Source organism: Stenotrophomonas sp. GD04145, assembly GCF_029835135.1.
In the GTDB taxonomy this organism is placed as follows: domain Bacteria; phylum Pseudomonadota; class Gammaproteobacteria; order Xanthomonadales; family Xanthomonadaceae; genus Stenotrophomonas; species Stenotrophomonas maltophilia_P.
The window spans coordinates 23,183-49,894 of record NZ_JAODZG010000026.1; the positions used below are offsets into that span (position 1 = coordinate 23,183).

The following is a 26,712-nucleotide window of genomic DNA, read 5'->3' on the forward strand; positions in this document are numbered from 1 at the left end:
CGCCGGGCCACGCCCGGCGAGCACAGCGGCATTCGGTTCGTACGCCGGGCATGGCCCGGCGATACCGGCTGCGTGCACCTGTTCAGCGGCCGACACGCTGCGGCATCGCATACGCGCTAACATGCGGGTTTTCCCCCGCAGGAACACCCGCATGAACTCGCGCAGCCCGCTTACCGTCGCCCTGATCCAGGAGCGCAACCACGGCGATGCCGCCGCCAATCTGGCGGTGATCGAGGCACGCGTGGCCGAAGCGGCAGCGCAGGGCGCCAAGCTGGTGCTGCTGCAGGAACTGCACAACGGCCCCTACTTCTGCCAGCACGAGTCGGTTGACGAGTTCGATCTGGCCGAACCGATCCCGGGCCCGAGCACCGAGCGCCTGGGTGCGCTGGCGAAGAAGCATGGCGTGGTGCTGGTCGGTTCGCTGTTCGAGCGCCGCGCCGCCGGCCTGTACCACAACACCGCGGTGGTGTTCGAGAAGGACGGCACCCTGCTCGGCAAGTACCGCAAGATGCACATCCCGGACGATCCGGGTTTCTACGAGAAGTTCTACTTCACCCCGGGCGACATCGGCTTCACCCCGATCGACACCTCGGTGGGCCGCCTGGGCGTGCTGGTGTGCTGGGACCAGTGGTACCCGGAGGCGGCGCGCCTGATGGCGCTGGCCGGCGCCGAGCTGCTGCTGTACCCGACCGCGATCGGCTGGGACCCGGACGACGTGCAGGACGAGAAGACCCGCCAGCGCGATGCCTGGGTACTGAGCCACCGTGGCCATGCCGTCGCCAACGGCCTGCCGGTGCTGAGCTGCAACCGTGTCGGCCATGAGGCCTCGCCGCTGGGCGCGTCGGGCATCCAGTTCTGGGGCAACAGCCACGTGCTCGGTCCGCAGGGCGAGTTTCTGGCCGAAGCCGGCGCCGATGCCGCTGTGCTGGTATGCGACGTCGACCTGCAGCGCAGCGAGCACGTGCGCCGCATCTGGCCGTTCCTGCGCGATCGCCGCATCGACGCCTACGGCGATCTGCTCAAGCGCTACATCGACTGAACCGGAGCCGCGCATGGCCGTCCTCATCCGTGATGCCGGCCCGGCCGACATCGCCGCGATCACCGCGATCTACGCGGTCGAAGTGACCGACTTCGTCAACACGTACGAGTACGACATCCCGGACCAGGCCGAGATGCTGCGCCGCATGCGCGACATCATCGACCGCGGTTTTCCCTATCTGGTCGCCGAGATCGACGGCCAGGTCGCCGGCTACGCCTACGCCAACACCTACCGCACGCGCATTGCCTACCAGTGGACCGTGGAGAACTCGGTCTATGTCGATGCACGGTTCCAGGGCCAGGGCGTCGGCACCGGCCTGTTGCAGGCGCTGATCGACGCATGCGTCGCACGTGGCTTCCGGCAGATGGTGGCGGTGATCGGCGAACCGACCAATACCGCTTCGATCAGGCTGCACGAGCGTTTCGGCTTCGAGCTGGTCGGCGTGTTCCGCGGCCTCGGCCGCAAGCACGGCCGCTGGCTGGACACCGTGCAGATGCAACGCGCGCTCGGCGACGGCGCCGACACCGCACCTTCCAATGAATGACTCCATGACAGAAATCCTTCCCGAGACCGGCGACGATCTGTTCGCCGGCCAGCCGGTGCGCGTCGTTGAACGCGACGGCGTGCGCTACACCCTTCTGGGCACCGCCCACGTTTCCCACGCCAGCGTCGAGGCGGTGGAGAAAGCAATCAACAGCGGCCGCTTCGATGCCGTCGCGGTCGAACTGGACCCCCAGCGCCTGCAGGCCCTGAGCGATCCGGACACGTTGGCCAAGCTGGACCTGGTCGAGGTGATCCGCAAGGGTCGCGTTGCCCTGTTCGCCGCCAACCTGGCGCTTTCCGCCTACCAGCGTCGTCTGGCCGAACAGCTCGGCATCGAGCCGGGTGCGGAACTGAAGCGCGCCGTCGAACTGGGGCGTGAGCGCGGCCTGCCCGTCCACCTGATCGACCGCGAGGTGGGCCTGACCTTCCGCCGCGCCTCGCAGCGGTTGGGCTTCTTCGGCAAGCTGAAGCTGGTTGCGGGCCTGGGCGCCGGCCTGTTCTCATCGGAAGAGGTGGGCGAAAACGAAATCGAGAAGCTCAAGCAGGGCGACATGCTGGAGTCGAGCTTCGGCGAGTTCGCGACCGAGAATCCCGCGCTGTACGAAACCATCATCGGCGAGCGCGACCGCTACATGGCCACGCGCCTGCGCGAAGAACACGACCCGCGGCAGCGCGAAGTGCTGGCGGTGGTCGGCGCCGGCCATCTGGCAGGCCTGGCGCGATACCTCGAAACGGATACCGATGCACCGGCACCGTTGCGCGCCGAACTCGAAGCCGTGCCGAAGAAGCGCAACATCCCGTGGTTCACGCTGGGCATCCTTGCCATCGTCATCACCGGCATCGCCGTCGGCTTCTACCGCGGAGGCCTGGGCGTGGGCACCGAACTGCTGGCCACGTGGGCGATGTACACCGGCGGCCTGGCCGGCCTCGGCTGTCTGCTGGCCGGCAGTCACCCGCTGAGCATTCTCACGGCGATCGTGGTCGCCCCGTTCAAGCCGTTCCGGCTCAGCATTCCCACCGGCGCGTTCTCGGCGCTGGTCGAGGCACGCCTGCGCAAGCCGGCGTACCAGGATTTCCTGCAGCTGCGCGACGATGCACAGTCGTTGAAGGGCTGGTACCGCAATCGGGTCACCCGCGTGGTGCTGACGTTCATGCTGACCAATCTCGGCAGCATGCTCGGCCTGTGGCTGACCGGCTTCCAGGTGTGGGGCAAGGTCGCAGGTTGATTGCAACGCCCCGCCGGGCATGGCCCGGCGCTACCGCGTGGCGGCGAATTGCGACACCCCGACGGGCATGGCCCGGCGCTACCGCGTGGCGGTGAACTGCAACACCCGGCGCTACCGCGTGGCGGCGAATTGCGACACCCGGCGATACCGCGAGGCGGTGATGGTAGCGCCGGGCCATGCCCGGCAAAAAAAGGGGAGGCCGCCCCACTACGACCGGCCTCCCCACACCACAACACGTTGTCGTTCCCCGTAGTCCGGCAAGCTCGACGCTAGGCGGCCGTTGCCGCCACCTTTTCCAGGCCGCGCGCGCGGCGGATCAGCCGCGTCACGGCATTGCGCAGGTCGTCCAGCACCGCGTAGATCGTCGGCAGGAACAGCAGGCTGACCACGGTCGAGAACGCCAGTCCACCGGCGATGGCTCGGGCCATCGGCGCGTACTCCGGGCCGTCGCCGAACATCTGCGTGTTGGTCAGCGAAATCGGCACCATCGCCAGGATCGCCGTCCCCATGGTCATCATGATCGGGCGCAGCCGCTCGCGTGAGCCCTCCACCAGCGCCTGGGTACGCCCCATGCCGCTGCGCCGGAGGTTGTTGATGTGCTCGATCATCACGATGCCGTTGTTCACCACCACGCCCATCAGCACCAGGATGCCGATGAAGGACATGATTCCGAACGAGGTGCCGGTGATCCAGAACAGCCAGAACACGCCGAAGATCGAGAACAGCACGCCGCTCATGATCGCCGCCGGGAACAGCAGCGATTCGAACACCGCCGCCATCACCACGTAGATCATCACCAGCGCGATGAGCAGGTTGAACACCATCTGCTGCATCGCCTCGTCATCGTTGCCATAGTCGCCGCCATCGAAGGTGTAGCCATAGCCGGCCGGGAAGCTCATCGGCTTGAGTACGGCCTCGATCGCCTTGCGTCCGTCCGGTGCGGTGATCTTCTCGGCCAGGTTGGCCTTGATCGTCAGCGTGGTCTGCCGGTTGGTTCGGCCGATCTGGGTGGCGGACGAACCGACATCGACGCTGACCAGACTCAGCAGCGGCACGCTGCGGCCGTCGCCGGTACGCACGCTGAAGCCGGCCAGGTCTTCCGGACTGCTCTGCTCGGCCCCGGCGAAGCGCACCCAGACCGGAACCTCGTTGTCGCCTCGCCGGAACTCACGCATCGGTGCACCGCGCAATGCCAGGCCGACAAAGCTGGCCACCTGCTCGGCGTTGAAGCCGAAGGCGGCGGCACGCTCGCGATCGACGCGCACCTTGAGTTCACCGCCCTTCTCGCCATTGTCGATGCGCACGTCGCGCAGCTCCGCACGCTGGGCCAGCAGGGGCAGCACTTCCTGGCCGATTTCCTGCAGCATGCTGCTGGAATCGCCGATCAACTGCACCTGCACGCCCTGGTTGCCGCCACCACCATCACCGCCCTGGTTGCCGACGAAGTAGTCGGTACGCGCGGACTTCGGCAGGCCCTTGCGCAGCTCCTCCTGCAGCGACTTGATGTCCTTGGCGTACTTCTCGTCCAGGGTGACGACCGTCGAGCTGCCTTCCTGCTCGCTGTACCAGGAGTACACCTGCTTGACGTGCAGGCGCTCACGGTTCTCGTCGATCCAGTTCTCCACCCGCGCCACTTCCTCGGACATCTGCCGATAGGTGTAGGCACCCTTCCACATGTAGCCGATGAAGATGTCCTTGCCACCTTCACCACCGAACATGTCCACCTTGGTCAGTTTCATCGGCACCAGGCTGACGGCCACCACCAGCACGATGCCCAGCAGGCTCCAGCCACGATGGTGCAGCGACCAGTCCAGCACCTGCGCGTAGCGCCGCTGCAGGCGCGCGATCAGGCCGGTCTGCGAGTGCACGAGCTTGGGCGTGGCCATGCGCGCGGACAGCATCGGAATCAGGCTGACCGCCACCAGCCAAGACGCCAGCAGCGATACCGAAATGGTGATCGCGATCTGTGCCATGAAGATGCTGATGTTGTTGGTCTCGCCGAACAGGTTCGGCACGAACACGATGCAATGGCACAGGGTGCCGGCGCTGAGCGCGATGGCGACGTTGCGGGTGCCGATGATCGAGGCCAGCCGTGGCTGTCCCGGCATGCGCTCGCGCTCCTGGTAGATGCTCTCCACCACCACCACGGCGTTGTCCACCAGCATGCCCACCGCCAGCAGCAGGCCCATCATGGTCAGGATGTTCAGCGTCACCCCGACGAAGTACATGAAGCCCAGGGTGATGGTGAAGCAGATCGGGATGGCCAGCGTCACCATCAGCGTGGACGGCCAGTGGCGCAGGAAGAAGAACAGCACCGTCACCGACAGGATCAGGCCCACCGCACCGGCTTCGGCCAGCTCCAGCAGCGAGGAGGTCACCGCCTTGCCCTGGTTGTCGATGACCTTGATCTGCACATCGCGCATCGAGGCCTGTGCGCGGATCGCTTCGACTTCGGCCAGCGCCGCGCGCGAGACGTCGACCAGATTGGCGCTGCGCTCCTTGAAGATGTCCAGGCCCACTGCCGGGTTGCCATCCAGGCGGCGGCCATAATTCATCCGCGCCGGCTTCAGCCGCACATCGGCGATGTCACCCAGCCGCAGGCCCTTGGCGTTGATTACCAGGTCGCGCAGTTCCTGCAGGTCGGTGATCTCGCCGACCGGTTGCACGCGCACACGCTGGCCGTTGTCATCGATCTGCCCGGCCGAGATCGAAAAGTTCAGCGTGCGCAACCGTTCGCTCAGCTCGTTGATGCTCAGCCCGTGCGCGTTGAGCCGGTTGGGATCGATCGCGATCTCGACTTCATTCGGCGGTGCACCGGTGATGTCCACGCGCGCAACGCCCGGAATGCGCTCGATGCGCCGCTTGAACTCGCGGTCGAGCATGTCATAGGCGGTCGTCAGGTCGGTGGTGCTGGCCAGGCGCACCTTCAGCACCGGCTGGTCGCTGCTGGACCACTTGAACACGTTGTAGCGCTGCAGGTCGTCAGGCAGGTCGCTGCGGATCGCATCGATACGTTCGCGCGCGTCGGAAGCGGCGATGGCGATGTCACGGTCCCAGTCGCTGAACTCGATGAAGATCAGCGCCGCTTCGGACGTGGCCGAGGAGCGCATGCGCTTGATCCCGGTCATCGTTGCCAATGACTCTTCCACCGGCCGGATGATGGTCCGCTCCACTTCTTCCGGTGTCGAGCCCGTGTACGGAATCTGCACGAACAGGAACGGCGCGGAGATGTCCGGCAGAGCCTCCAGTGGCAGCCGGAATGAAGCGATCAGGCCGATCACCACCAGCGATACGAAGCACATGATGGTGGTGACCGGACGGCGGATGGAGAACTCGGCGACACTCATGCCGGCTCCTCGCCGCCGACGCGGCCACCTTCTGCGATTCGCAGTCCGTCGCCGGCGTGCTTGCGGCCGCGTTCGCGGTAGTAGGCGTCGCCGCGGCGATCCATCAGGTCGTAGACCACCGGGATCACCAGCAGGGTCAGCAGGGTGGAGACCAGCAGGCCGCCGATCACGGTGATCGCCATCGGCGCACGTACTTCAGCGCCCTCGCCCATCGCCACCGCCAGTGGCAGGAAGCCGAACAGCGTGCACAGGGTGGTCATGATGATCGGACGCAGGCGCGAGCGCGCGCCTTCCACCAGCGCCTCGTGCTTGGCCACGCCGGCCTCGCGCAGCTGATTGACCTTGTCGATCAGGATGATCGCGTTCTTGGTGACCAGTCCCACCAGCAGGATCAGGCCGATGAACACCACCACCGAGATCGGCTTGCCGGTCAGCATCAGCGCCAGGATCGCACCGACCAGCGCCAGCGGGATGGTGAACAGGATCACGAACGGATGCAGCAGCGATTCGAACTGCGACGCCATCACCAGGTAGACCAGGAAGATCGCCAGTCCGAAGGCGAAGATCAGCGACGTTGCCGCCTGCGCCAGTTCCTCGCCCTGGCCACCGATATGCAGGCCGACGCCCGCACCAAGCGGCTGTTCGGCGACCATCTGCTGCACTTCGCGCATGGCCGCGCCCAGATCGATGTCACGCAGGTTGGCCGAGACCACCGCGACGCGGGTCTGATCGGCACGGTGGATCTCGCTCGGACCGGTGGTGGCCACCACGTCGGCCACGGCGTCCAGGGTGATCGGACGGGTACTGCCCGGGTTGACGATCAAGCGGCGGATGCTCTCCACGCTGGCCCGGTCGCCTTCCTGTGCCCGTACCAGCACGTCGATCTTGCGGTCGCGGAAGCTGTAGCGGGTGGCCACATCGCCGCGCACCTTCTTCACCACGACGTCGGCGATCTGGCGGGTGGTCAGGCCCAGTGCACCGGCGCGCTCCTGGTCGAAGCGGATCTGGATCTCCGGGAAGCCCTCCTCCACCGTCGACTTCACGTCGGCGTAGTGCGCATTGCCGCGCAGCAGGGCAGCCAGCCGCTGGCCGGCTTGCTCCAGCGTGGCCATGTCCTGACCACGCAGTTCGATTTCCAGCGGCGTGGAGAAGCTGAACAGTGCCGGCCGCGCGAAGTCGACCTGCGCGCCGGGGTGCCCGGCCATGGTGCCGCGCAGGCGCTCGGTGATGGCCGCTTCGGTGCGCGCATCCCCACCGCCTTCCATCACCACGGTCAGCTTGCCGATGTTCTCACCGCTCTCGGTCGGGCTTGCGTCCAGCCGGGTACCGCTGCCACTGACGCCGTACAGCGAGGCCACGCCCTCGCCCTTGCCGTGCGCCAGCTGCAGTTCGCGCACCAGTGCATCGGTCTGCTTCAACGGCGTGCCGGCCGGCAGCTTGACGGTCATCTCGAAGCGGTCCTGCGCCAGCTGCGGGATGAGGTCGGCGCCCAGCATCGGCACCAGCGCCATGGTGGCTGCAAACGCCAGCGCGGCCAGGCCCAGCACCTTGCCGGGGTGCGCCAGCGCGCTCGGCAACAGCCGCAGGTAGCCACGTTCGGCCCCCGCATAGGGCTTCATCGCGATATCGCTGGCCTTGCGCATGACCGGACCGATCACGGCGGCAACGCCGCGGCAGGCACGTACCACCAGCCAGGCCAGCGCATAGAAGGTCCAGCGCAGCGCAGCGACGAAGCCACGACGGCCGGCTGCAACGGGCTTCTGCCAGCGACGCTCCGGCTGCCACGCCTCGCTGGCGGGCTCTTCGGGGAACGCCAGCGGCGGCCGCCCCTTCAGCGAACTGAGCATCGGAATCAGTGTCATCGATACCAGCAGCGAAATGGCGATGGCGATCGCCACGGTCAGCGCCTGGTCGCGGAACAGCTGGCCGGCGATACCGTCGACGAACACCAGTGGCAGGAACACTGCGATGGTGGTCAGGGTGGAGGCGACCACCGCCATGCTCACTTCGCGGGTGCCTTCGATCGCGGCCTGCAGGATGCCCAGCCCGCGCTCGCGCGCCTTGGCGATGCTCTCCAGCACCACGATCGAATCGTCCACCACCAGGCCCGTCGCCAGCGCCAGGCCGCCCAGCGACATGACGTTCAGGCTGAGACCCAGCTGGCCCATGAAGAAGAACGTGGCGATGATCGACACCGGCAGCGACAGGCTAATGACGAACGTGCTCCAGCCATCGCGAAGGAACAGGAAGATGATCAGGATCGCCAGCAGGCCGCCGATCACCGCATCCTTCTTGACGTCGCTGATCGCATGCTCGATGAAGCGCGACTGGTCCTCGATGGTGGTCAGTTCGGCATCGCCGGGGAACGTGCCCTTGATCTGCTCCAGACGCTTGCGCAGCGCTTCTGCGGTGGCGACGGTGTTGGCGTCGCCTTCCTTGTAGATCGCCAGCTCGACCGATTCCTTGCCGCCCAGGCGGATGATCGCTTCACGCTCCTTGTAGCCCTGGCGTACGGTGGCCACGTCCTTCAACCGGACAGGAACGCCATTGGCGACCACGCTGGAGCCACCGCCGGACGATGCGCTCTGTGCGGCCGAGGCTGCGGCGATGGCCGCAGCGGAACCGGTGGAGGCGGCAATGTTGAACATCTGCTGCAGCGCGGAGTCCGCCGCACTGCCATTGGACGCCTGGGTGGTGACCAGCAGGTTGCGGATCTCCTCCAGGTCGGCGAACTGGTTGACGGTACGCACCAGGAAGCGCTGCGAGCCCTCTTCCAGCCGACCGCCGGAGATGTTGATGTTCTCGTCCTTCAGGCGCTTGATGACGGTATCGATCGGCAGATTCAGCTGCGCGAGCTTCTGCTGGTCGATGTCGACCTGGATCTCGTCCTCCAGGCCGCCGCCGACCTTGACCGCCGCCACGCCGGTGACCGGTTCCAGCTTCTTCTTCAGATCCTCGTCGGCGTAGCGGCGCAGGATGGTCAGCTCGCGGATGGCGTCGGCATCGCTGGACGGCGCCGCCTTGCTGGACAGCACCAGGCGCATGATCGGCTCGGTGGACGGATTGAAGCGCAGCAGCACCGGGGCTTTCGCCTCCAGCGGCAGGTTCAGCGCTTCCATCTTGTCGCGCACCTCCAGGCTGGCCTGGTCCATGTTGGTGCCCCAGGCGAACTCCAGCACCACATCGCTCTGGCCGGTGCGCGAGACCGACTTCAGCTTGCGCAGGTTCTTGACCACGCCCACGGCTTCTTCCACCGGCTGGGTGATCAGGGTTTCGATCTCGGTCGGTGCCGCACCGGTGTATTCGGTGCGTACCGTCAGCGTCGGGTAGCTCAGGTCCGGCAGCAGGTTGACCTTGAGGCTGCCCAGCGCAATCAGGCCGAACAGCAGCAGGGTGACCGTGCACATGGCAATGGTGACGCGGCGGCGGGTAGCGAACTCCACCAGGCCGCCGCGCATGCCGGCGGCGGCGCTTTCGCCGTGGGGCGAAGCACCGTGGTCGTGGTCAGGATGGCTCATTGCCGGCTCCCGGCCTTGTCTGCCGGCTTGGCCGAGGCCGTCGCCGTCTTCGCCTTCGGATCAGCGATCACCTGCACGGCGGTGCCGTCGCGCAGCGCGACCTTGCCTGCGGTGACCACCTGGTCTCCGGCCGCCAGGCCATCACGGATCTCCACCCATGGCCCCTCCGCGTAACCCAGCTTGACCGGAACGCGCGCGACCTTGCCGTCGCGCACCCGGAACACCGCCGGCTCACCATCGTCGAGCAGCGCCAGGCGCGGCACGACCAGGGCGTCGGCACGCTGGTCGTAATCGATGCGGATCCGGCCGAACATGCCCGGCTGCAGGGAATGGGCAGTGCCGTCGAAGGCACTGACAACACGGAACGTGCCGCTGCCCGAATCCACCACCGGTGCGATGCGATCAACGATGCCGGTGAAGCTCTGGCCCGGCAGTGCATCCGCCGACAGGGTCACCGGCTGGCCGGCACGCAGCGTTGCCAGCTCGCGTTCGGGAACGTTGAGGGTGGCTTCCAGGCGCGAGTTGTCGACGATGCGGAAGATCGGCGTGTTGATCTGCACGAAGTTGCCGGTCTTGATCGAGCGCGAGGCGATCACGCCGGAGATCGGTGCGACCACCGTGGTGTACGACAGCTCCAGCGTGGCCAGGCGATATTGCGCGCGCACGTTTTCCAGATCGAAGCGCAGCTGGTCGACGTCGGCGGCACTGACCATCTGCTGGCCGACCAGCTTCTGTGCGCGCTGGTAGTTGTTCTCGAGCTTGCGCATCTGTGCCTCGCTCTGGGCAACCGCCAGGCGTGCGCGGTCCGGATCGAGCCGTACCAGCGGCTGCCCCGCGCTGACCCGCTGGCCTTCCTCGACCAGCACCGCCAGCGCCACGCCAGAGGTCTTGGCAACCACCTGCGACTCGGCGCGCGGCTCCAGCGCGGCGGTGCCGGTGTAGCTGGCCGCCACCGCGCGGCGGCTGGCCACCGCGACCTCGACCGGCACGGACTCGACTTTTTTCTCATCCTTGGTTTCGGCGGCCTTGGCCTCGCTGTTGGGGCCCGCGGCGCAACCGCCCAGCATCAGCGTGGTGGAGATCAGCAGGGCGGCGGCGCAGAGTCCGCTGCGGCGGCCATGCAGGAAGATTGGGTGCGACATCGTCAGGTCCCTGGAGGATGCGTGGGCAGGTGTGGTAGCAAAGTAATGCACCACTTCACGGCAACACCATATCCCAAAGGTCATGGTGTCTTCACGCCGCTGGTCGGCCCACCCCCATTTCAGCTAGATGAAACCTGAGGCTATACTCGGGTCGTTCCGTACCCCACGCCGGAACGACCAGACCCGAATCCCCGGAAACGACATCATGCGCCCGCAGCCGCTCGCCGCTTGTCTCGCTCTGGCCGTCCTCCTGCCCCTCGGGGCCGCCGCACAGCCCGCTCCAGCTACCACGACCGCAGCACCCGCCCCAGCCCCGGCACCCGCCGCTGCTGCCGCCGCCGCACCTGCCGGCAATTACGACAATGGCCGGGTGCTGGCCTACACCTGCCAGGGGTGCCATGGCATCACCGGTTACAAGAACGCCTACCCGAGTTACCGGGTACCGAAGATCGGTGGCCAGACCCAGCAGTACCTGACCCAGGCCCTGACCGAGTACCGCCAGGGCAAGCGCCGGCATCCGACGATGCAGGCCCAGTCGATGAGTTTCAGCGAACAGGAGATCGCCGATCTCTCTGTTTACCTGTCCACCGTCAAGTAAGGCCCGCCCATGTCGAAAGCCGCGCATCCACTGCGTCATGCCATCGCCCTGTCCGTCGCCCTGCTGCTGGCGGCCTGCTCGCAGTCACAGGTGGAGAACAGCGAGAAATCCGCCGCCGATCCGGGCCATGCCAGCGGCGAGCACGGCTCTTCATCGTCGGCAGGCCTGCCCACCGGCCGTGCGGCTGCCGGTGAAGCCCGGGCCAAGGTGAAGGGCAAGGCCACCAACCAGAGCTGCATCGATTGCCATGGTGCCGACGGCAACGCCCCGATCGATCCGACCTACCCGAAACTGGGTGGGCAGTACGGTGATTACCTCGCGCATGCGCTGCAGGCCTACCGTTCCGGCGACCGCCAGCACGCGTTGATGACGCCGCAGGCGACGGACCTGAGCGATCAGGACATCGCCGACCTGGCGGCGTACTTCGGCAGCCGGCCAAGCCAGCTGCGGGATCTGCACGGGGTCAAATAGGATCAGGGCGCCGTGGCGCCCTTGCATCCCTGGCGCCGGGCCATGCCCGGCGGAACGCCAGAAGCCCGCGCTGTGCGCCCGCGGGGCATGGCCCCGCGCTACCCTTGCACCGCCAGCGTCGGTCAACGATCAGCCTTCCAGCTCTTCCCAGCGCGCGTACGCGGCGTCCAGTTCGGCCTGCACCTTGGCCAGCTGCTGCGTGTGTGCCGTCACCTCGGCACTGCTGCGGGTGTAGAACGAAGGATCATTCATCGCTGAGGTGAGGCCTTCGACGTCGCCTTCCAGTTTCTCGATCGTCTTCGGCAGCTGCTCCAGTTCGCGCGCTTCCTTGTAGCTGAGCTTGCGCTTGGCCGCTGCAGGTTCCGCGGCAGCCACAGGCGCAACCGCTGCCGCCGGCCTGGCTGCGGCGGGCACTGCTGCCGCTGCGGTACTGGCCGCGTAGCGCTGCCAGTCGGTGTAGCCTCCAACGTACTCGCCGATCACGCCGTCGCCCTCCATCACCAGCGTGGACGTCACCACGTTGTCGATGAAATCACGATCGTGGCTGACCAGCAGCAGCGTGCCGGTGTACTCGCCGAGCAGCTCTTCCAGCAGCTCAAGCGTTTCCACATCCAGGTCGTTGGTGGGTTCGTCCATCACCAGCAGGTTGGACGGCTGCGCGAACAGCTTGGCCAGCAGCAGGCGGTTGCGCTCGCCACCGGACAGCCGGGTGATCGGCGCGCGCGCGCGCTCGGGCGTGAACATGAAGTCCTGCAGATAGGCATGCACGTGCTTGCGCTTGCCGTTGAACTCGAGGAAATCACGGCCTTCGGCCACGTTCTCGATGGCGCTCCAGTCTTCGCGCAACACGGCACGATACTGGTCGAAATAGGCCACCTGCAGGTTGGTGCCGGCGTTGACCTCGCCCTTCTGCGGCTGCAGTTCACCCAGCAGCAGCTTCAACAGGGTGGTCTTGCCGCTGCCGTTGGGGCCGATCAGGCCGATCCGGTCGCCGCGCAGGATGGTGGTGGTGAAGTCGCGGACCATGGTGCGGTCGCCGAACGCGAACGAAATGTCCTTCACGTCGATGACCTTCTTGCCGGAGCTCACGCCCTGTGCCGCTTCCATCCGGACGTTGCCGCTCAGCTCGCGTCGCTGCGACCGTTCGGTGCGCATCGCTTTCAGCCGGCGCACGCGACCTTCATCGCGGGTGCGGCGCGCCTTGATGCCCTGCCGGATCCACACTTCTTCCTGTGCCAGCAGCTTGTCGAAGCGCGCGTTCTCCTGCGCCTGCGCGTTGAGGCGCTCTTCGCGGCGGCGCTCGTAATTGGCCCAGTCGCCGGGCCAGCTGGTGACCTGGCCGCGATCGATCTCGACAATGCGGGTGGCCAGCGCACGCAGGAAGCGGCGGTCATGGGTGACGAACACCACGCTGCCGCTCCAGCCTTTCAGGAATGCTTCCAGCCAGTCGATGGCTTCGATGTCCAGGTGGTTGGTCGGCTCGTCCAGCAGCAGCAGGTCCGGGCTGGAGACCAACGCGCGACCCAACAGGACGCGGCGCTTCATGCCACCGGACAGGCGCGCGAACTCCGCATCGCCATCCAGGTCGAGCTTGGTCAGTGTCTCGGCCACGCGCTGGTCCAGACCCCAGCCATTGGCCGCGTCGATCTTGGCCTGCACCCGGCCGAGCGCATCGCCGTCGAACTCGTCGGCATGGCTGAGGTGGTGGAACTCGGCCAGCCACTGGCCCAGCTCACCCAGGCCATCGGCCACCACGTCGAACACCGAGCCGGCCGCGCCGTGCGGCACTTCCTGTTCCAGGCGGGTCACACGGACGCCCTGCTGGACGCGTACTTCGCCATCATCGGGCTTGTGGTCGCCGGACAGGAGCTTGAGCAGGGTGGATTTGCCGGCGCCGTTGCGGCCGATCAGGGCGATGCGTTCACCCGGCTCGATCGACAGTTCGGCTTTTTCCAGCAACAACGGGCCGCCGACGCTGAAGTCGACGTTCTGCAGAGTAATCAGAGGCATCCGGATATTGTACGGGTTGGGGGCGCCGGCCGGGCTGCTCCCGGAGATCGATCAGCCCACCTCCCCCAGCAACGCCTGCAGACCCGGCAACCATTGCTTGCCGGGGTGGCGCACCAGCCACAGCGTGCGCTGCAGCGCGGGTAGCGGGGTATCCAGCACACGCAGGCGACCCAGTGCCAGCGGCTCCTCCAATGCGTGACGTGACAGGCAGGCCACGCCGAGGCCGGCAATCGCGGCTTGCTTGATCGCCTCGGTATTGCCCAGCTGCAGGGTCTGCGCGAAGCCGCGCAGATGCGGCAGAAGCGCCTGCTCCACGGCCTCGCGGGTGCCGGACCCGGGTTCGCGCAGCAGCCAGCGCGCCGCGCGCAGATCCTCCAGCGACCAGCGCGCCGCCGCGTCGGCGGCGGCAACGATCACCAGCGGATCCTGCTGCCACGCGGTCACCTGCAAACCCCGCTCGTGGCATGGCCCCTCGATCAGGCCGGCATCCACATCCAGCCGCTGGACGGCGGCGACCACGCCGGCGCTGTTGTCGATGCGCAGATCGACTTCCGCCTGTGGCGCCTGCCGCAACAGGTCGGCGATGCGCGCCGGCAGCAGGTAGTTGCCGATGGTGGTGCTGGCCGCCAGCACCAGCCGCAACGGTGCCCCCTGCGCGGGGTCCCCGCCTGCAGCGAGCTGGCGCTCGAGATCAACGGCATTGACCAGCAGCGCGCGGGCCGGTTCCAGCAGCGCGCGGCCATGGCCGTTCAGCACCAGGCGGCGACCGACACGGTCGAACAGGGGCGTGCCGAAGTGCGCCTCCAGCTCCTGCAGGGCCGCACTGCTGGCCGACTGCGAGAGCGCGATGGCCTGGCCGGCCGCGGAGGTACTTCCGTGGTCGGCAATGGCGACGAAGACCTGGAGCTGGCGCAGAGTCAGGCGCATGGCCTTTACCTATAAAGCAGGTAGATTGTACTTATATTATTCGTTTTACAGGTCATCAGTGTAGGCGCACGCTTTTCATCGTTCCCCACACCGGTCCCGCGATGAGCACCTCCGCCCCCTCCACCTGGTCCCTGCCCGTTCTGCGGCAGCGCTGGCAGCCGCGCCTGCCCGGGCTGCTGCTGGCGGGCCTGCTCGCTGCGGCATCGCTTCATCTGGCGGACCTGCCATGGCTGCAGGCGCATGGCCTGAGCGCGCTGACCGTGGCGATCGTCGCCGGTATCGCGGTCGGCAATACCCTCTACCCGCGGCTGGCGCCGCGCAGCGCGGCAGGCATCGGCTTCGCCAAGCACTGGCTGCTGCGTGCCGGCATTGTGCTGTATGGCCTGCGCCTGACGTTCCAGGACATCGGCCATGTCGGCATCGCCGGCGTGCTGATGGACGTGCTGGTGGTCGCCAGCACATTTGGCCTGGCCTGTTGGCTGGGCACGCGCGTGTTCAGGATGGAGCGTGAGGCGGCGATGCTGATCGGCGCCGGCAGTGCCATCTGCGGCGCGGCGGCAGTGATGGCGGCCGAGCCGGTGGTGCGTGGTCGTGCAGCACAGGTAACGGTGGCGGTATCGACCGTGGTGGTGTTCGGTACGCTTGCCATGTTCCTGTATCCGGCGCTGTATGCGTCGCTGCAGTCGCACGGCTGGCTGGCGATGGACGCGCGGCAGTACGGCCTGTTCACCGGGGCCACCGTGCACGAAGTGGCGCAGGTGGTGGCTGCCGGCCGTGCCGTGGGTGAGGCGGCTGCCGATACCGCCGTCATCACCAAGATGGTCCGGGTGATGCTGCTTGCGCCCTTCCTGGTCGTGCTGTCGCTCTGGCTGTCACGCGGCAGCAGGGCAACGCCTGAGGGCAGCAAGGCCCGCATCGTTGTGCCGTGGTTCGCGTTCGGTTTCGTCGCCGTGGCCGGCATGAACTCGCTGCAGCTGCTGCCCGCCGGACTTCACGCAGCGCTGGTGCAGCTGGACACGGTGCTGCTGGCGATGGCGATGGCGGCGCTGGGCGTGACCACCCATGTCTCCGCGCTGCGCCAGGCGGGCCTGAAGCCGCTGCTGCTGGCGCTGCTCCTGTTCGCCTGGCTGCTGTTCGGTGGCCTGGCGATCCAGCAGGGCGTGCTGGCGATGCTGCACTGAGCGCAGGTCTGCCGATACGGCCGCTGCCCCGGGAGACGGGGACGGCCGCGCGCGCAGGTACAATGCGCCATGACTGATTTCTCGACCCTGCCGCTGAGCCCGGCCCTGCAGCCCGGCCTGGATGCCCTCGGCTACACCACCCTGACCCCTGTGCAGGCCCAGAGCCTGCCCGCCATCCTCGATGGCCGCGACGTGATCGCGCAGGCTCCGACCGGCAGCGGCAAGACCGCTGCGTTCGGCCTGGGGCTGCTGCAGGCGATCGATCCGAGCCTGATCCGCGTACAGGCGCTGGTGCTGTGCCCGACCCGCGAACTGGCCGACCAGGTCGGCAAGCAGATCCGCAAGCTGGCCACCGGCATCCCCAACCTGAAGCTGCTGCTGCTGGTCGGCGGCGTACCGCTGGGACCGCAGCTCGCCTCGCTGGAAGGCCACGACCCGCACGTGGTGGTCGGCACCCCTGGCCGCGTGCAGGAGCTGGCACGCAAGCGCGCGCTGAATCTTGGCGCGGTGCGCACGCTGGTGCTGGACGAAGCCGATCGCATGCTCGACATGGGCTTTGAAGAGCCCATCCGCGAAATCGCCGGACGCACCCACAAGGACCGGCAGAGCCTGCTGTTCTCGGCCACCTTCCCCGACAGCATCCGTGCCATTGCCCGTGACCTGCTGCGCAATGCCGTTGAAGTCACGGTGGAAGGCGCTGACCAGGCGCCGGCCATCCGCCACCTGTTCTGCGAGGTCGAGCCGGCCCATCGGCAGAAGGCGCTGGCCGGCCTGCTGCTCAAGTACACGCCCGAATCGGCGGTGGTGTTCTGCAATACCCGCAAGGACGTGGACGAGGTCGCCCATTCGCTGCAGCAGTTCGGCTTCTCGGCGCTGGCCCTGCACGGTGACATGGAGCAGCGCGACCGTGAGGAAGTGCTGCTGCTCCTGGCCAACCGCAGCTGCAACGTGCTGGTCGCCAGCGACGTCGCCGCGCGCGGTCTGGACGTGGAAGAGCTGGCGGCGGTGATCAACTACGAGCTGCCGACCGATGTCGAAAGCTACCAGCACCGCGTTGGACGTACCGGCCGTGCCGGCGCCAGCGGCCTGGCCATCAGCCTGGTGGCGGGCCGCGAAAAGACCCGCGCCGAAGCGATCGAAGCACAGATGGGGCGCTCGCTGGACTGGCAGAAAACGCCGCTGGCGACGTCACGCCCCGCCGAGTTGCCGCAGGCAGCGATGCGCACCCTGCGCATCGACGGTGGCAAGACAGACAAGCTGCGCCCGGGCGACATCCTCGGCGCCTTGACCGGCGACGCCGGCCTGTCGGGCAAGTTCATCGGCAAGATCGCGATCTTCCCGACCCGCTCCTACGTGGCGATCGCGCGCGAGCAGGCCAGCAAGGCCGTGGCGAAGCTGGAGGCCGGCAAGATCAAGGGCCGCCGCTTCCGCGTACGGATGATGTAAGGCCCAGCGACAGGTAGCGCCGGGCCATGCCCGGCGACAGTCTCAGAACAGGTAGCGCCGAGCCATGCCCGGCGGCAGTCTCAGAACACCAGCTCGGTGTGCAGCGGCAGGTCCGCCTGCCAGCGGGCGCGGCCACCCAGGCCATCCAGCTCGACCAGGACGCCAGCACCGACCACGTCCACGCCCAGCCGGCGCACCAGCGACAATGCGGCCACCAGCGTGCCGCCGGTCGCCAGCACGTCATCGATGATCGCCACGCGCGCGCCGGCCGCCAGCGCATCGGCATGCACTTCGATGCAGTCGCTGCGGTACTCCAGTGTGTATTCCTCGCGCAGCACCTGGCCGGGCAGCTTGCCCGGCTTGCGCACCGGCACGAAGCCGACGCCCAGTTCCAGTGCCATCGCGGCGCCCAGGATGAAACCACGCGATTCGATACCCACCACCGCGTCCAGCTTCTGGTCGCGCCAGCGGTCGGCCATCGCACGGATGGCATCACGGAAGTCTTCGCCGTGCGCGAGCAGCGGCATGATGTCCTTGAACAGGATGCCGGGCTTGGGGAAGTCGGCGATGTCGCGCAGGCGCGAGGCCCACTGCGGAGCGACGATAGCGTCGGTCATGTCACGTCGGATGTCTGATGGCGGCATAGGGTACCCGTTCCCGGCGCGGCCTGCCTGGCTGGGCTGCGCCCGGCGCCTGCAGAGGCGTCAAGCCAAGGCAAAGGCAGAAGCTGGTTTCCTGCGGGATGCGAGGTGGGTCGTGGAGTCAGATCCGTTCTCCGCAGGAAAACGGATCTGACCCCATTCTCGTGTGTCGATATCTGACAGATGTGTCGACCAAGGTCGACACCTACCAACGGTCCCCGCACTCCGACACCGCCCCACCCAACCACGGAATCCAGCTTCGCGCTGGCTTTTGACCTGGCCTCGGCGGGTGCAGGGCGCAGCCCTGCCGAACCCCACGCTCAGGAACTGCAGGACAGCATCGAGCAGCCGGCGCGGTTGTCGGCCCAGGCCGGGCGCTTACCGGCGTAATGCTCACGTCCGGCGCGTTGGGTGTACGGATCGCGCAGCACATCCTGCAAGGCGTGTACGCCGCCCATGTCCCCTTGTTCCGCACGGTCGATCGCTTCCTGCGCCAACCAGTTGCGCAGCACGTACAGCGGATTGGCCGCGCCCATCTTCGCCAGGCGCTCGGCGGCCGGAAGAGGATCCGCCCGCAATCGCGCGGCGTAGTCCTGCAGCCACTGCCGGAGCGGCAGCTGCACGGCCTCCTGCCGCTCCCGGTCGTAATAGACCTCAGCCAGTGCCACCGCATCGGGCGATGCCGGGTCGATCCGCATCAACGCGCGCCAGGACAGGGTCATGTCCATGCCGCCGTCCTGCAGCAGCTGCTGCCAGCGCTGGTAGAGCTGCAGATCGGCATCATCGGCAGCTGCCAGGCCAAGCTTGGCCGCCGCATCGCGACGCGTGCAGGCGGCAAAGGTGGCCTGATAGGCAGCAAGGCCCGCCTGCAACGGCGCGACGTCGGCAAACAAGGGCGACAGCGCCTGCGCAAGCCGCCCCAGATTCCAGTACGCCACCTGCGGCTGCGTTCCGAAGCGGTAGCGACGGCCCTGTGCGTCAGTGGTGTTCGGGGTCCAGTCCGGATCGAAGTCCTCGACCCAGCCATAGGGGCCATAGTCGAGAGTGAGGCCAAGCACGGAGAGGTTGTCGGTGTTCATTACCCCATGCACGAAACCGACACGCATCCAGTGCGCGATCATCTCGGCGGTGCGCACCGCGATCTGCGCGAACCAGTCACCGTACAGCGCCTCACCCTGCCCTGCCAGTTCGGGGAAATCACGGGCGATGCAGGCGTCCACCAGTTGCTGCAGCAGTGACGTCTCACCGCGCGAGGCCGGCAGTTCGAACGAACCGAAACGCAGGAACGAGGGCGACACACGGCATACGATCGCGCCGGGCTCGGCTCGCGGACGGCCGTCATAGAACATGTCGCGCACCACGTGCTCGCCGGTACCGACCAGCGACAGCGCGCGCGTGGTCGGTACACCGAGGTGGTGCATGGCCTCACTGCACAGGAATTCACGGATCGACGAGCGCAGCACCGCGCGACCGTCGGCGCCACGGGAGTACGGGGTCGGGCCTGCACCCTTCAGCTGCAGTTCCCAGTGCCGGCCATCCGGCGCAACCAGCTCGCCCAGCGAGATCGCCCGCCCATCGCCAAGCTGGCCCGCCCAGTGACCGAACTGGTGCCCGCCGTAATTGGCGGCCCACGGCTGCATGCCCGGATACAACGCGTTGCCAGCGAATACCTGGGCAAACGTGCCGCTCGACACTTCAGCCACATCGATGCCGAGCAGAGCGGCGACCTCCGGCGACCAGGCCAGCAGGGTCGGCGCGGCGACAGGCGTCGGCATCACCGACGACCAGGCCGCCTCTCGGACTTCACGCCGGCGGGGCCCGGCTTCCGGGTCGCCCGGCAGGACGGTCAGCAGACGGTTGTCGAATCGCGGGAAGGGGCTGTCCATGGCCCTGACATGGGGATGGACGCCGCCGACCTCAATCGCCGCGCAGCGCCTGCAGCGATCCGCCGTGCGCTTCAGCGCGCTGGTAGGCCGGGCGTTCACCGATGCGCTGGAGAAACGCGCGCAGCGCCGGCTTGTCGTCCAGTCCGCCTCCGCGCGCCGCTGCGGCCTGGATCGGGAAGCTCATCTGGATATCGGCCGCGGTGAAACGCTCACCCGCGAACCACGGGCTCTCGGCCAGGCGGCGCTCCATCCAGTCCAGGTGCAGGCGGCGCTGCGGGCCGACGAAGCTCTGCTCGGCCTTGTCGGCAATGCTGCGGGCAATCGGGCGCACGAAGAACGGCACCGGCGCGTTGCGGATGCGGCTCATCACCAGCGTCAGCAGCAGCGGCGGCATCGCCGAGCCTTCGGCGTAGTGCAGCCAGTAGCGATAGGCCATGCGCTCGGCACCTTCGGCCGGTATCGGCGACGGCGACACCTGCCGCTGCGTGTCGTAGCGGTCAGCCAGGTAATCAAGAATGGCGCCGGATTCGGCCAGCACCTGCTCGCCGTCCTGCAGCACCGGTGATTTCCCCAGCGGATGTACCTGGCGCAGTGCCGGCGGTGCCAGCAGCGTTCTGGGGTCGCGCGGGTAACGGCGCAGTTCGTAGTCCAGCCCCAGCTCCTCCAGCATCCACAGCACGCGCAGCGAACGGGAATTCTCGAGGTGATGGACGATGCGCATGAAAGGACTCCAGAGGGGTGCAAGCATCGTAACGCGCCTGCACGCATGCGCCTGTGGATTCGATCCGTGCCTGCTCCCGCCGAGGCAAAAAAAAAACGCCGGAAGCTTGCGCTTCCGGCGTTCTGGCTACCCGAGGGCAGCAGACGGATTAGACCGCCTGCACCTGGTCAGCCTGCATACCCTTCTGGCCCTGGACGGCGATGAAGGTGACCTTCTGGCCTTCCTGCAGGGTCTTGAAGCCGGTGCCCTGGATGGCGCGGAAGTGCACGAACAGGTCCGGGCCGCTTTCCGGGGTGATGAAGCCGAAGCCCTTGGCGTCGTTGAACCACTTGACGGTGCCGGTCTGACGTTCAGACATATTTACTAACTCCTGAAACACATGTTGAAAAAAATCGCAGCCACCGGGTATCGGGGCCGAGACTGAGTTGCAGGCGTTGGTAAAGCGGATCGATGAGTGGATCGTGAGATCAACTGCACCAGGCCACGATTCACGGTGACCCTAGCAAACACAGTGGGTCGCACGATACGCGTGTTTTCCCCAAAAAGCGATAGCCCCGGCATTCATCGCCACCCCGCCCCCGCTAGGCGTGGCAAGGGCTGGCAGTCGGTCGGGCCCGGATCCGGGGACCCATTCAGGTTTTTCCTACCCTACACTGGGTAAATGACTGAAGCTGAAACCCCGGCTGAACTGCCCCGTCCCCGCATCTGGGTGGACGCAGACGCCTGCCCCGTTGTCATCCGCGACATCCTGTTCCGGGCCGCCGAGCGGGTCGGCCTGGAGTTGACCCTGGTCGCCAACCAGTGGATCCGCACCCCGCCCTCGCGCTGGATCCGCTCCCTCCAGGTGCCGCAGGGCCTGGACGTGGCTGACAGCGCCATCGTCGAACGGGTCGCCGCCGGCGATCTGGTTGTCACCCAGGACATTCCATTGGCCGCGCTGGTGCTCGAACGAGGCGCGCTGGCCCTGCATCCGCGCGGGGAGCTGTTCACCGCCGACACCATCGCCCAGCGCCTGTCGGTACGCAATTTCATGGAAGAGCTGCGCGGCGCCGGCGTCCAGACCTGGGGCCCGCCTCCCCTGCATGCGCGCGACCGCCAGGCGTTCGGCAGCGCGCTGGACCGCTGGCTGGCCCGCATCCGCGTGGCGCGATGAGGCGGAGCCCGGCTCACTCCACCGCCGGGCCCAGCTGACGCTGGCTGCTGAACACCCGCCGTTCCCCATTCAGGGGATCGTCGAAGGACAACGCCCGCGCCAGCAGTTGCAGCGGCGCCTGCGCCCCGCTCGCGGCCGGACGCAGCTGCGGATACAGGTCGTCTCCGATGATGGGCGCGCCCAGCGCCGCCATGTGCACGCGCAGCTGGTGCTTGCGACCGGTTCTCGGCTGCAGGCGGTAGCGCCAGACCGGACCTGTCGCGTCGATCACCTCGATGCGGGTACTCGCACTCGGCTCGCCCTCCATTTCGCCCATGCGGAAGAACGGCTGTGACGGGCCGATGCGGCTGTGGCGCTCGAACGGGAAGTCCAGCGCCGGCAGCGCCGGGGCCAGCGCTTCGTAGGTCTTGTCGATACGGCGCTCGCGGAACAGGCGCTGGTAGGCATCGCGCGACTCCGGCCGCTGCGAGAACAGGACCAGACCGGCGGTGAGCCGGTCCAGGCGGTGCAGCGGTGCCAGCTGCGCGTTGCCGGTCCGCGCCACCAGCCGCGCCAGCAGGGTTTCGCGGACATGGGCACCCGCCGGGGTCACCGGCAGGAAGTGCGGCTTGTCGACCACCAGCAGATGCTCGTCCTGGTAGAGGATCGTCTCGTTGAACGGAATGCGCGGCTCGTGGCTGACCTCGCGGAAATACAGGATGTCCAGCCCCACCTGCCACGGCTGGTCCGCCGCCAGCGCCCTGCCCTGCGCATCCTGTACCCGTCCGCGCGCGAACCGGTCCTGCCACTGGCTGCGGTCGATGCGCGGAAAGCGTGCGCACAGGCCGTCCAGCAGGGTCGGCCAATGGCCGGGCGGCAGCTGCAGCCGGCTGGGCAGGGTCATCGCGTCCGCTCCGGCGGCAACAGGAACCGCAAGCGTGCCACCGTTGACGCGCGGCAGACACCCCGGCCACGGACACCCCTGCAGCAAACCTCTATCATTGTCCTCTTTAGTCGACGGATCCCCCATGGCCCTCACCGCCACCATCCGCAAGGCCGAGTTGCAGATCAGCGACATGGATCGCGGCTACTACGCGACCCACAACCTGACCCTGGCCCAGCATCCGTCGGAAACCGACGAGCGCCTGATGGTGCGCCTGCTCGCCTTCGCCCTCAACGCCGACGACCGCCTGGAATTCGGCCGCGGCCTGAGCACGGATGACGAGCCGGACCTGTGGCAGCACGACTACACCGGCGACATCCTGCAGTGGATCGACCTCGGCCACCCCGATGAATCCCGCATCCGCAAGGCCAGCAACCGCAGCCGGCAGGTGCAGGTGGTCAACTACGGCGGCAATGCGTCCGACATCTGGTGGGGCAAGCAGGGCAAGGGCCTGGCGCGCTTCGACAACCTGTCGGTGATCGACCTCGATGGCACCTTCGTCGAGCAGTGGGGCCAGCAGATCCAGCGTGCCATGCGCTTCAGCGTGCTGATCCAGGACGGCGAGGTGCAGATCCTCAACGACCAGATCCAGCTCGACATCATCCCCACCTGGCGCAAGCGCGCCAAGGCATGAGTACGACGCGCTGCGACGTCGTGGTGATCGGTGCCGGTGCCGCCGGCCTGATGACCGCGATCACCGCCGGCCGGCGCGGCCGCCAGGTGCAGGTGATCGATCACGCCAACAAGATCGGCAAGAAGATCCTGATGTCCGGCGGTGGCCGCTGCAACTTCACCAACACCGGCACCACCCCGGCCAACTTCCTGTCGGCCAATCCGCACTTCTGCAAGTCGGCGCTGGCCCGCTATACGCCTTGGCACTTCATCGAGATGGTCGAGCGCCATGCCATCGCCTATCACGAGAAGGAGCTGGGGCAGCTGTTCTGCGACGTTTCGTCCAAGCAGATCGTGAAGATGCTGGTGGACGAGTGCCAGGCAGCGGGTGCGCACATCCGTACCCACTGCAGCGTCGAGCGCATCGAGCACGGGGCGGATGGCTTCCGTGTGCACACCACGCAGGGGATGTTCCACTGCGCCTCGCTGGTGGTCGCCACCGGTGGCCTGTCCATCCCCAGCCTGGGCGCAACCGGCTTCGGCTACGAGATTGCACGCCAGTTCGGGCATGCCGTGCTGCCGACCCGCGCCGGACTCGTGCCGCTGACCCTCAGTGGCAGGCACCAGGAGCGCCTGGCCGACCTGAGCGGTGTCGCCCTGCCGATCGAGGCGCGCTGCAACGGCATGCAGTTCCAGAATTCCATGTTGCTCACCCATCGTGGCGTCAGCGGCCCGGCGATCCTGCAGATCTCTTCCTTCTGGCAACCCGGCGACGCACTGGAACTGGATCTGCTGCCCGGCCAGGATGCCGGCCAGTGGCTGCGACGGATGAAACAGGAGCGGCCAGCCGCCGAACTGCGCACGGTGCTGGCCGAGGTCCTGCCCAAGCGCCTGGCCCAGCGCCTGTGCGAACACTGGCTGCCGGACCGCCCGGTACGGCAGCTGGATGAGCCCCAGCTGCGCCAGGCTGCGCAGTTGCTGGGTGCGTTCCCGCTGGTGGCCAGTGGCACCGAAGGCTACCGCACCGCCGAGGTCACGCTGGGCGGCGTGGACACCGCCGACGTTTCGTCCTCCACGATGGAATCCAAGCGCGTGCCGGGCCTGCATTTCGTCGGCGAAGTGCTGGACGTCACCGGCTGGCTTGGCGGCTACAACTTCCAGTGGGCCTGGGCCAGCGGCCACGCCGCCGGCAGCGTGGTGTGAACCGCATCGCCGTTCGGGGTGCGGGATGCCTGCACGCATGGACGGCTCGCCGTGCATCGTGTATCAAGATCCGCAGATTGGGGAGCAGTGCATGCAGAACGCGAACGACATCACCATCCGCCTGCTGATCGTCGACGACAGCGGCGAGAATGCGGAAGCCATCGTCAGCACGCTGCGCAACAGCGGCATCGCCGTGCGCCCCTGGCGCCCGCAGGATTCGGCCGAGCTGTCGCAGGTGCTGGCCAACCAGGCCATCGATCTGGTGCTGGCCTCGCCCTCGCAGGGCATCCCGCTGCCGCTGGTGGCCCAGCACATCGCCGCCAGTGGCAAGGACATTCCGCTGGTGCTGCTGGCCGAGCGCATCGACGAGGATGAGCTGGTCCAGGCCAGCAGCCATGGCATCCGCGCCCTTGCCCTCCGTCAACGGCCGGAGCATCTGCTGGCGGTGGTCCGCGACCAGTGGGTCGACCTGCAGGCGCGCCGCGGGCTGCGCCGCATCGAGGCACAGATGCGCGAGACCGAGCGCCGTTGCGACGCGCTGATTGCCTCCTCCCGCGAACCCATCGCCTATGTGCACGAAGGCATGCACATCCGCGCCAACGATGCCTATCTGGACATGTTCGGCTACGAGCATTTCGACGACATCGAGGGCATCTCGCTGCTGGACATGGTGGCCGCCCAGCATGTTGATGACTTCAAGCAGCTGCTGAAGAGCCTCAGCCGCGGCGAAGCGCCACCACCGCAGTACCAGCTCGATGCACGCCACCAGGATGGCAGTGCGTTTCCGGCAACGATGGAATTCACCGCAGCCACCTATGAGGGCGAATCCTGCCTGCAGGTCGTGTTCCGCCGCCGGATCGAGTTCGACCCGGAACTGGCCCGAGAGGTCGAGGATCTTCGCCAGCGCGACCAGGTGACCGGCCTGCTGAACCGGCCGACCTTCATGCTGCAGGTCGAAAGTGCGGTCGCCCAGGCTGGCCGCAGCGAGGGCCAGTTCGGCCTGCTGCTGGTCGAGCCCGACCACTATGCGCGGCTGATGCCGGACATCGGGCTGGCCTCGGCCGATACCCTCATCGGCGCGCTGGCCTCCCTGCTGGCCGATGTCGTGGGGGAGGACGCGCAGCTGGCGCGCTTCGGCGAACACAGCTTCGCCGTGCTGCAGGCCGGCCCCTATGCGCAGACCGTGGCACTGGCCGAACGCATCCGTGAGGCATATGCCGCCCATGTGTTCAGCATCGGCGCGCGTTCGGCCACGGTCACCGTGAGCATCGGCGGTGTCCAGGTCGGCGAGAAGATCGCCAGTATCGGCCAGGTCCTGGCGCGTGCCAGCGAGTGCACGCAGGCGGCCGCCGAGCTCGGCAATACCTGTCGCATCTTCGATCCGGCCGCGGTCGATCGGGTCGAGGAAGAACGTGTGCAGCGCTGGGTCGGTCGCATCCGCGAAGCCCTGGACGGCGACGGCTTCCAGCTGCATTACCAGCCGGTACTGAACCTGCAGGGCGAGCCGCTGGAGCTGTACGAAGCCTATCTGCGACTGGAGCACAACGGTGAACTGCTCAGTCCCACCGCTTTCCTTGGCATCGCCGAGGAACACGGGCTGCTGGCCGAGATCAACCGCTGGGTGGTGTCCAAGGCCATCACGGTGCTGGGGCGGCGCGCGCGCGAAGGCAGCGCAACCCAGATGCTGGTGAAGGTCACCCCCGAATCGTTCGACGACCCGCAGATGATTGCCACCCTGCGTGGTGAACTGAAAGCGCACGGGGTTCCGGGCGAGCGCCTGTGGCTGCATGCGCCGGAAGCGAAGGTGTTCACCCACCTGCGCAGCGCCCAGCAGTTCCTGGCCGCCGTGGCCCCGCTGGGCTGCCGCATCGGCCTGGAACAGTTCGGGTCCGGCCTGGATTCGTTCCAGCTGCTGGCCCACTTCCAGCCGCAGTTCCTCAAGCTGGACCGTGGATTCACCAGCGACCTGGCGGCGACCCGCGAGAACATCGACCGCATCAGCCAGATCACGGCGCGCGCGCAGGAGGCCGGTATCCGCACCATCGCCGAGTTCGTCAGCGATGCCAACTCCATGACGCTGCTGTTCAGTGCAGGCGTGGACTACGTGCAGGGCGACTTCGTCGGTC

Annotated in this window: 21 protein-coding genes; 11 read left to right on the top strand and 10 right to left on the bottom strand. The window is 67.3% G+C overall.

Going from position 1 to position 26,712, the window contains the following annotated elements:
- The first annotated feature begins 151 nt into the window (after positions 1-151).
- The 3 genes from N7367_RS13245 to N7367_RS13255 are packed head-to-tail and all read left to right on the top strand — an operon-like array spanning position 152 to position 2,808.
- On the top strand, positions 152-1,039 hold the full coding sequence (locus tag N7367_RS13245; RefSeq protein WP_279942548.1) for a carbon-nitrogen hydrolase: 888 nt from the start codon (positions 152-154) through the stop codon (positions 1,037-1,039).
- A 13-nt stretch (positions 1,040-1,052) separates the two neighbouring features.
- Positions 1,053-1,583 carry a GNAT family N-acetyltransferase gene (locus tag N7367_RS13250; protein ID WP_065175046.1) on the top strand — a complete coding sequence of 177 codons (531 nt, stop codon included), beginning with the start codon at positions 1,053-1,055 and terminating at the stop codon, positions 1,581-1,583.
- 4 nt (positions 1,584-1,587) lie between these two features.
- A complete protein-coding gene (locus N7367_RS13255) occupies positions 1,588-2,808 on the top strand; it encodes a TraB/GumN family protein (protein WP_053517747.1) in 1,221 nt (406 codons plus the stop codon).
- Positions 2,809-3,077: 269 nt separating this feature from the next.
- Here the strand turns inward: N7367_RS13255 and N7367_RS13260 are convergent, their stop codons facing one another.
- From N7367_RS13260 to N7367_RS13270, 3 genes are read right to left on the bottom strand one after another with little or no spacing between them, the layout of a single operon-like run.
- On the bottom strand, positions 3,078-6,155 hold the full coding sequence (locus tag N7367_RS13260; RefSeq protein ID WP_065181330.1) for an efflux RND transporter permease subunit: 3,078 nt from the start codon (positions 6,153-6,155) through the stop codon (positions 3,078-3,080).
- The gene (locus N7367_RS13265; RefSeq protein WP_345781898.1) at positions 6,152-9,673 is read right to left on the bottom strand and encodes an efflux RND transporter permease subunit; all 3,522 of its coding nucleotides are present in this window, start codon (positions 9,671-9,673) and stop codon (positions 6,152-6,154) included. The genes N7367_RS13260 and N7367_RS13265 overlap by 4 nt, the downstream gene beginning before the upstream one ends.
- Positions 9,670-10,815: an efflux RND transporter periplasmic adaptor subunit gene (locus N7367_RS13270; RefSeq protein ID WP_053517749.1), complete on the bottom strand. Its 1,146-nt coding sequence runs from the start codon at positions 10,813-10,815 to the stop codon at positions 9,670-9,672. Before N7367_RS13270 ends, N7367_RS13265 begins: the two co-directional genes overlap by 4 nt.
- A gap of 205 nt (positions 10,816-11,020) precedes the next feature.
- On the opposite strand from N7367_RS13270, the gene N7367_RS13275 reads away from it, so the two are divergent.
- Together N7367_RS13275 and N7367_RS13280 are read left to right on the top strand one after the other, a co-directional pair.
- Complete coding sequence (locus N7367_RS13275; protein WP_053517750.1) at positions 11,021-11,413, top strand: c-type cytochrome; 393 nt, start codon at positions 11,021-11,023, stop codon at positions 11,411-11,413.
- A gap of 9 nt (positions 11,414-11,422) precedes the next feature.
- A complete protein-coding gene (locus tag N7367_RS13280) occupies positions 11,423-11,884 on the top strand; it encodes a cytochrome c (protein WP_279942550.1) in 462 nt (153 codons plus the stop codon).
- A 129-nt stretch (positions 11,885-12,013) separates the two neighbouring features.
- On the opposite strand, the gene N7367_RS13285 is transcribed toward N7367_RS13280, so the two are convergent.
- Positions 12,014-13,894, bottom strand: coding sequence for an ATP-binding cassette domain-containing protein (locus N7367_RS13285; protein ID WP_279942551.1), 1,881 nt, complete (start codon positions 13,892-13,894; stop codon positions 12,014-12,016).
- A 51-nt stretch (positions 13,895-13,945) separates the two neighbouring features.
- Positions 13,946-14,821, bottom strand: coding sequence for a LysR family transcriptional regulator (locus tag N7367_RS13290; protein WP_065181327.1), 876 nt, complete (start codon positions 14,819-14,821; stop codon positions 13,946-13,948).
- Between the two features lie 101 nt (positions 14,822-14,922).
- On the opposite strand from N7367_RS13290, the gene N7367_RS13295 reads away from it, so the two are divergent.
- A complete protein-coding gene (locus tag N7367_RS13295) occupies positions 14,923-16,002 on the top strand; it encodes a YeiH family protein (RefSeq protein WP_279942552.1) in 1,080 nt (359 codons plus the stop codon).
- 69 nt (positions 16,003-16,071) lie between these two features.
- Entirely contained in the window at positions 16,072-17,448 is a 1,377-nt protein-coding gene (gene dbpA, locus N7367_RS13300; protein ID WP_279942553.1) for an ATP-dependent RNA helicase DbpA, read from the top strand.
- 80 nt (positions 17,449-17,528) lie between these two features.
- Here the strand turns inward: dbpA and N7367_RS13305 are convergent, their stop codons facing one another.
- The 4 genes from N7367_RS13305 to N7367_RS13320 form a co-directional block, all read right to left on the bottom strand.
- Positions 17,529-18,065 (bottom strand): adenine phosphoribosyltransferase, encoded by a 537-nt coding sequence (locus N7367_RS13305; RefSeq protein ID WP_065175040.1) that lies wholly within the window; start codon positions 18,063-18,065, stop codon positions 17,529-17,531.
- Positions 18,066-18,409: 344 nt separating this feature from the next.
- Positions 18,410-19,975, bottom strand: coding sequence for a protein adenylyltransferase SelO family protein (locus N7367_RS13310; RefSeq protein ID WP_279942554.1), 1,566 nt, complete (start codon positions 19,973-19,975; stop codon positions 18,410-18,412).
- 31 nt (positions 19,976-20,006) lie between these two features.
- Positions 20,007-20,696, bottom strand: a complete 690-nt coding sequence (locus N7367_RS13315; protein ID WP_065181317.1) for a glutathione S-transferase — start codon at positions 20,694-20,696, stop codon at positions 20,007-20,009.
- Between the two features lie 148 nt (positions 20,697-20,844).
- On the bottom strand, positions 20,845-21,054 hold the full coding sequence (locus tag N7367_RS13320; protein ID WP_005416210.1) for a cold-shock protein: 210 nt from the start codon (positions 21,052-21,054) through the stop codon (positions 20,845-20,847).
- 303 nt (positions 21,055-21,357) lie between these two features.
- On the opposite strand from N7367_RS13320, the gene N7367_RS13325 reads away from it, so the two are divergent.
- Entirely contained in the window at positions 21,358-21,849 is a 492-nt protein-coding gene (locus tag N7367_RS13325; protein ID WP_279942555.1) for a YaiI/YqxD family protein, read from the top strand.
- Positions 21,850-21,862: 13 nt separating this feature from the next.
- On the opposite strand, the gene N7367_RS13330 is transcribed toward N7367_RS13325, so the two are convergent.
- Positions 21,863-22,732 (bottom strand): pseudouridine synthase, encoded by an 870-nt coding sequence (locus N7367_RS13330; protein WP_279942556.1) that lies wholly within the window; start codon positions 22,730-22,732, stop codon positions 21,863-21,865.
- A gap of 124 nt (positions 22,733-22,856) precedes the next feature.
- Here N7367_RS13330 and N7367_RS13335 point away from each other — a divergent pair, with 124 nt between their 5' ends.
- The 3 genes from N7367_RS13335 to N7367_RS13345 all read left to right on the top strand — a co-directional run.
- Positions 22,857-23,405, top strand: coding sequence for a YaeQ family protein (locus tag N7367_RS13335; RefSeq protein WP_279942558.1), 549 nt, complete (start codon positions 22,857-22,859; stop codon positions 23,403-23,405).
- Positions 23,402-24,586 (top strand): NAD(P)/FAD-dependent oxidoreductase, encoded by a 1,185-nt coding sequence (locus N7367_RS13340; protein WP_065181314.1) that lies wholly within the window; start codon positions 23,402-23,404, stop codon positions 24,584-24,586. The genes N7367_RS13335 and N7367_RS13340 overlap by 4 nt, the downstream gene beginning before the upstream one ends.
- A 91-nt stretch (positions 24,587-24,677) precedes the next feature.
- Positions 24,678-26,712 (top strand): EAL domain-containing protein (locus N7367_RS13345; protein ID WP_279942559.1); only part of this gene is annotated, 2,035 nt, incomplete at its 3' end.